This is a genomic window from Hydrogenimonas sp., assembly GCF_029933015.1.
In the GTDB taxonomy this organism is placed as follows: Bacteria; Campylobacterota; Campylobacteria; order Campylobacterales; family Hydrogenimonadaceae; genus Hydrogenimonas.
Window position 1 is genome coordinate 1 of the sequence record NZ_JAOZOZ010000049.1, and the last position, 4,728, is coordinate 4,728.

A 4,728-nucleotide genomic window follows, 5' to 3' on the forward strand; every position below is an offset into this window, starting at 1 on the left:
CATGTCTATCAAAATCGTCGCAAAAAACAAGAAAGCCTTTCACGACTACGAGATCATCGAAAAACTCGAAGCGGGTATCGAACTGCTCGGCAGCGAGGTGAAGTCGATCCGTATGGGACGTGTCAACCTCAAAGACAGCTATGTCCGCATTATCAAAGGCGAAGCGTGGGTCTTCGGAATGCATATTTCGTTTCTCGAAAGCACCAATCCCCACTACAAACCCGACGAAAAACGGCCCAGAAGACTGCTGCTGCACCGCAAACAGATCGATAAATGGTATGGAAAGATGAAACAGGAGGGGCTTGCCATCGTACCGTTGATGCTCTACTTCAACGAACGAAACAGGGCCAAACTGCAGATCGCTCTGGCGAAAGGAAAGAAACTCCACGACAAACGGGAGACATTGAAGAGAAAAACCGCCGAGCGGGAAGCCCGGGCGGCGATGAAAAACCGATACTGAGACGGACTCAGTGCTTTTTCATCTGGAAAATGGTCCAAGTGGGTACGATTCCCACAGCCGCGGCGGCATAGATGGCCCCAATCATTTCCATCGGTGTCATTCGAACTCCTTGTTATAATATTTTATAATCCAGATTCTCTCTTTTTCCACCTTTGATATAGTTTAATTTACTGATTGTTTTTACTTTTTTTCATAAATATATTTTATTTTAATGAAGCTCAGAACATCCACTTATATAGTTGTATGGGTTTTTTTGGCACAATAATGCCAGATACCATCTTCAAAGGAGAAGGCCATGTTTTCCACCATGCAGAATCAAAAGAAAGCGGAAGAGTTGATTCAGGACGCGAAGAACATGATCGCGGCGATCGACGAGAAGTTTCAGAAAGCCAAAGAACGGCTCGAAAAGAAGGTCGCCGAAATCGATGCGATCCGATCACAGGTGACGAAACAGACACTCGCGAGATTCCGCAAGCGGTTCGAAAGCATCGAAAACGAAAACCCCATCGAATTGACACCGGTGGCCGAGACACCTTTCTCCGAGCAGTTGCAGCCACTCTACGAAAAGGCCGATGTCGAGCCTGTGGAGGTCAGGGATGTGAAAGGGGGCAAGGGGGGTGCCTTCTTCGTCTCCCTGATCGCGGCGCTCGTGACCGTCGCAGCGGCGCTGGTCATCGGCGCCGTGGGTACCGGCCAGCCGCTCGTCAAAGAGACCTTTACCGACATTCCGAGGATAGAAAAGATCCTGACATGGCTAAGCGGCGGCGCGTTCAATCCCGATATGGGAAATCCGGCTTTCGGCGCCGTGGTGCTGGGAATTGCGGCGATCGCGGCATGGATGATCACATGGTCGATCATGATGGGCAAAGCGGCGAAGCGCAACCTCGAAACCGCCGAGGCGATCTATAACGAAGCGGAAAACTATCACAGCAAAAAGACACGATATACCGATGCCATGGACGCCCTGGTCGAAGAGCTCGATGCCTTCGAGAAGATTCTCGAAACCTGCGACATCTATATGCAGGAGTACAATGCCGTACTTCAGCGTATCATCCATACGGAAGGGACCGACTACGAGGCGTACCGCAACGTATCGAAAGATATCGTCAATCGGGCGGCCGAATGCGCCGAGGCGCTGGTACCCCTGCTCAATATCGCCATCGTTACGACTGAAGGCACACCATCGAAGCAGCTCTCCGACGCCATCGCCCATGGGGAGCGTATCGTCCTCGCTCTCATGGAAGAGAGACCGATCCCATCCGCAGACGAGCTGGCGGAAGCCTCCAAAGAGGATGAGGAAGCGATATTGTTGCCTCCCCGAGAGAACGAAGAGGAGTCTCTCGAGATAGAGACACCGGAAGAGACGAAAATCGTCTAGAAGCTATCTCAAAAATCCTGACGGGGGCACGACGACCAAAACTACCAATCGGCATCCCGGGCTATTATCGACCGAGGTATTCACCCAGAGCGTGATGCCGAATCCTCAACTTCGCTGTGAAACCGCCCCAGAAGGAAAAAAGAGGAGGCTGAACCCTTACGGGTTCATCGCTTCGACCGCCTCGAGCAGATCGATGCCCGCTTCGTTGACACCGTTCCTGCCCAGGTATTTCGCCTCCCGGGCCGCCACCCACGCCTTCTCGAAGGCTTCGGGCGAGAGGCCGCTGCGGCGGTAGGCCTCTTTGTGATGGGAAGGCTGGATGCGGATCCGCTTCTCCTTCTCATAGAGCGTGCCCACTTCCGCCACCGCTTTGACGACCCGGTAGATGAGAGGCGTCACCGGCGCGCCGAACCCTTCGGGCACGCCGCTTAAGGCCCGGTCCATCAGTTCACCCGCTTTTGTCTCCACGATGTGCCCGTCGCTGAGCACCTCCACGAACCCGCGGGCTTCGAGCATGTCCAGCGCCCCTTCCATCATGTGGCGGTCATGCTCGTCCTTCGCCTCGGCCAGCAGCTCGTCCACTGTCATGCCACGACTGGGAATGCGTTTGAAGATATCCATTTCGTAGCGTGTCATGAAGGGCTTGCGCCTCACGCTCTCGGAAAGTTCGGCGTAGAACTCTCCACGAGGTCCCGGGCCGTACTCGCCCAGCACCTTCTCTTCCCTTGCCTTGGCCACCCACTCGCGGTTGGGCACCTCGAAGGGGCGTTTGGCCAGCTTGAGACACTTGACGGCCGCCGAAGAGATGGGACGGAGCTCTTTTCGCATATCCTCCGCCACCTTTTTACCCGCCTCGGTGGCGACGAAGCGTTCCTTGCCCTTTTCGTCCTGCGTCGCCTCCACCAGGCCGAATGCCTCCAGGGCGAAGAGGTACTCGTGGATGTCGAAGTGGCTCTCGAACCACTTCATCTGCTCCTTCGCCTCCATGAAGCGCTCGGCGATCTGCCGCTTCTTCACGGGCATCTCGTCGAGCCGTCGGCCGTATTTCTCCACCAGCGTCTTGTACTCTTTGACCTTCTTGTCGACCATCTCTTTCTTGATATCCTCGGCATCCGCGCCGCCCAGGCTTTCTACCGCCAACAGCGTTTCGGCCATCTCCTGGGTCAGGGCGAAGCTGAAAAGCCGCTTTTCGACGCGGTTTTTCAGCAATGCACGTAGCGCCATCAGCGCCTCGCCGGCGGGCAACAGCTCCTCTTTGTCGTCGATGTAGCCCATCATCTCCAGCTGCGCCTTCGCCTCTTCGTTCACCGGCTCACCGTCATAGACCGCGGCCACCAGGTCCATCACCAGCGGATCGATGATATCCCCGTCACTCACAGCGGCACCGTTTTCGAGCACCTTGCGCACCGCCCGGCCTATGCCGGTAAACGCGGCGATGTCGCCGTGGGGCACCGAGTAGGCGAGGATGCGCATCGCTTCCAGTCGCTCCTTCTGCGCGTCGTCGAAAGGCATATGCGACGCCTCCGTCGGCCCGACCGGCGCCGTGAGAATGAGGTGCGCCAGTTCGCCGTCGACCTTCAAGACGGGCTCGATAGCTTCGAACGCATCCAGCACCGCCTCGGCTTCGGGGCTCAGCCGCATCGTATCGATCTTGCGCGCCCTGTCGTGCACCTTCTGCGCGAAGCCCCGCTTCTTCAGAGACTCCAGGGCCAAAGGCGCCACATTGCCGCTTCGGCGGGCGTTCTCCATCATCGCCAAAACCTCGCTTCCGATCCAGCGGAAGCGGGGATCCCAGTCGCTCACCTTCTCGACGGCCCCTTTTTCCACCAGAGCCCGCAGCGCCCTGGCCACGCTCTCACCGCCGTAGGTCAGCGACACCGATGCCGGTGTGGGAAAACGCACCAGCCCCGCCGCTTCGAGCTCACCGAGCCCCTCTTCGTTGAGCCTGCTCACGTCGATCTCCCGCTCGGGGCTCTCCAGCAGTGCCAACAGATGTTTCGCCTGATCTTTTTTGATCACCATATCACGCTCCTTTTTCTTTCGTGTTTTGGCGACATTGTAGAACAGGCGACAAAAAGTTACCGCGACCTAGGGCGCAGTAGCGAAGATTTCAGCGAAGAAGTTCGGGAATGTCGGCGGCGGGGACGGGGCGGCTGAAGAGGTAACCCTGCATCTCGTCGCACCCCAGCTCCCGCAGCAACGCCTGCTGCTCGGCGGTTTCGACCCCTTCGGCGATCGTGGAGAGCCCCAGGGCTTTGGCCAGGGCGATCGAAGCCTTGACGATGGCCCGGTCCGATTCGTTTTCGACGATATCCATCACGAAAGAGCGGTCGATTTTCAGTTTGTCCACGATAAACTGTTTCAGATTGGCCAGTGACGAGTAACCCGTTCCGAAATCGTCGATGGAAAACTTGAATCCCATCTCCTGTAGCGACGTGATGGTCTGATATCCCAGTTTTTTGGAGTGCATGAACGTCGTTTCTGTAATTTCGAATTCGATATTCGACGGATCGATCCCATAACGCCCTATCGTCTCTTCGACGAAAGGTCCCCATCCCTCGTCCATCAACTGCCTTCGGGAGAGGTTGATCGCCACGAGAAGATTTTCGATACCCTCCTCTCTCCATAGAAGAATCTGTCGACAGCACTCTTCGAAAACCCACTTCCCTATTTTGAGAATGAGATCGCTCTCCTCGGCGATCGGAATGAACTCAGCCGGCGAGATGAGACCGAGAATCGTCTCGTCGACACGCAGAAGCGCTTCGACTCCCGTCACCTTCCCGCTTCCTAGATCCAGCTGCGGCTGATAGAGAAGATAGTAACTTTCATGCCGCAGCGCATCCTTGAGAGCCCGCTCGATCATGTAGTGCCGCTTGACGTTGGTGTCGAG

Annotated in this window: 4 protein-coding genes; 2 read left to right on the forward strand and 2 right to left on the reverse strand. The window is 56.3% G+C overall.

From position 1 onward, the window contains the following. Nucleotide 1: 1 nt before the first annotated feature. Together smpB and Q1K23_RS04910 are read left to right on the forward strand one after the other, a co-directional pair. Nucleotides 2-460 (forward strand): SsrA-binding protein SmpB, encoded by a 459-nt coding sequence (gene smpB, locus Q1K23_RS04905; protein ID WP_300362921.1) that lies wholly within the window; start codon nucleotides 2-4, stop codon nucleotides 458-460. 295 nt (nucleotides 461-755) lie between these two features. Then, a complete protein-coding gene (locus tag Q1K23_RS04910; RefSeq protein WP_300362923.1) occupies nucleotides 756-1,838 on the forward strand; it encodes a hypothetical protein in 1,083 nt (360 codons plus the stop codon). Between the two features lie 156 nt (nucleotides 1,839-1,994). Here Q1K23_RS04910 and Q1K23_RS04915 read toward each other — a convergent pair whose 3' ends face one another. Together Q1K23_RS04915 and Q1K23_RS04920 are read right to left on the reverse strand one after the other, a co-directional pair. Next, complete coding sequence (locus Q1K23_RS04915; protein WP_300362925.1) at nucleotides 1,995-3,860, reverse strand: DUF505 domain-containing protein; 1,866 nt, start codon at nucleotides 3,858-3,860, stop codon at nucleotides 1,995-1,997. 88 nt (nucleotides 3,861-3,948) lie between these two features. Then, the coding region (locus Q1K23_RS04920) for an EAL domain-containing protein (protein ID WP_300362927.1) at nucleotides 3,949-4,728 on the reverse strand (780 nt) is incomplete at its 5' end.

Coding starts and splice junctions, on each gene's coding strand:
- smpB (WP_300362921.1), top strand. CDS start 2: ATGTCTATCAAAATCGTCGCAAAAAACAAGAAAGCCTTTCACGACTAC.
- Q1K23_RS04910 (WP_300362923.1), top strand. CDS start 756: ATGTTTTCCACCATGCAGAATCAAAAGAAAGCGGAAGAGTTGATTCAG.
- Q1K23_RS04915 (WP_300362925.1), bottom strand. CDS start 3,860: ATGGTGATCAAAAAAGATCAGGCGAAACATCTGTTGGCACTGCTGGAG.